This window comes from Tolypothrix sp. VBCCA 56010 (genome assembly GCF_050875635.1).
In the GTDB taxonomy this organism is placed as follows: domain Bacteria; phylum Cyanobacteriota; class Cyanobacteriia; order Cyanobacteriales; family Nostocaceae; genus Hassallia.
Map to the genome: position 1 here is coordinate 1 of NZ_JBPAOH010000351.1, position 1,370 is coordinate 1,370.

Annotated in this window: 1 protein-coding gene; it reads right to left on the minus strand. The window is 59.3% G+C overall.

The window, feature by feature from the left end; all coding sequences use genetic code 11:
• Nucleotides 1-1,348: hypothetical protein (locus AABK37_RS41390; protein WP_432557179.1), on the minus strand; the 1,348-nt coding region annotated here is incomplete at its 3' end.
• Nucleotides 1,349-1,370 lie beyond the last annotated feature (22 nt).

The following is a 1,370-nucleotide window of genomic DNA, read 5'->3' on the forward strand; positions in this document are numbered from 1 at the left end:
GACTGAACACTACTCTCCCCTCCTCGTGCTGCGCCGATTGCAACTGGTCGTTCAGGTACTCGTACTCCCCGCTGTAGTCGGTCAGCTTCTGGTTGCCCGAGTACGTCACCACCTGCTGCAGCTTCCTGCCCGAGGCATCGTAGATGTAGTTCAACCTGCCCGCCGACGTACCCCGCACAATTTCATACGGAAGGTTCAGATGATTGTACACCATCGCCGTGGTAATCCCCTTGTTCTTGTCCACCACCATGTTCCCATTGGCGTCGTAGCTGTAGTCGTCGTCGGTGTTGGTCCCATCGATGAACCCCGCCGTCTTGTCGCCGCCGTCCGTTACGCGCAGCAGGCGGTTCGAACGCGTGTTGCCCGTTCCGTACGAATACGTCAGGTTGTCCATCCCCGCACCGTTCTTTCCCTTCCTGGTCAGGCTCAGGATGTTGCCGTTCAGATCGTACGTGAATCCTCCCTCCAGGTACGACTGGTTGCTGTTCGCCTGCCAATCAGTCGTCGTCTTTTGTGCAAAGTTCGCCGACAGGATCCGGTTCATCGCATCGTACGAATACACGTAGCCGTTTTCTTTCATCGATCCCAACCCCAGGTTATTGCTCCACCGCATGGCGGAGATGTTGCCGTTGTAAAGGGCGGTGTTGCCCATCCCGCTTTCCGTTGTATTGTAGATCAGGTCCATCCCGAACAGATCCCGTGCCTGGTTGCCACCGTCCACGTTCTTCGTGTTAGCCGCGAGCTCCGCTCCGTTCATCGAGGTAAGCCAGCCCCGGATGTTATACCGGTAGTCGATGCTCTGCTTGCCCGTCGCCCCGTTGTCGGCGGAATGAAGTTTCTTGTCGATGAGCTGACCGAGCTCATTGTATTCGTTGGCTACCAACAAGACATTGGGTCCGCCGTTCAGCTGATGCCAGGTCTTGAGAAGTCGCCCCGCATGGTCGTAGTCCATGGTGCGTACCGTCGTCTGCGTCACCGCACAGAACGAACAGCGCGGGTCGGCCATCACCGAACCGCCGCCGAAAACCGATGCATCGGCGATCAGCGTGGTCGACGAGCTGGCCGAGGCCGTATGCAGCAGTGTGCCGTTGCGGTAGAAACTCACCGTTGTCCCGGTACGCGACACGCGCAGCACGTCGCCGATCGAAGCAGCACCGCGGTTAACGCCCGCTCCATTCTCGAAGGTCTGGATCTGGCCGGAACTCACCACACCGATGCCATAGTCGATCGAAGCCGCCGTGTTGTCGGCCTTCGCGTTCGACAAGCCGATCGCCCACTGGTTGGTGGAAGGCGATGCCGCCACCGTTGCCTCTACCCATCCGGCCGTGCCGGCAGGAAGTACCTGCACCGAGGAAGCTCCCGACGGATTC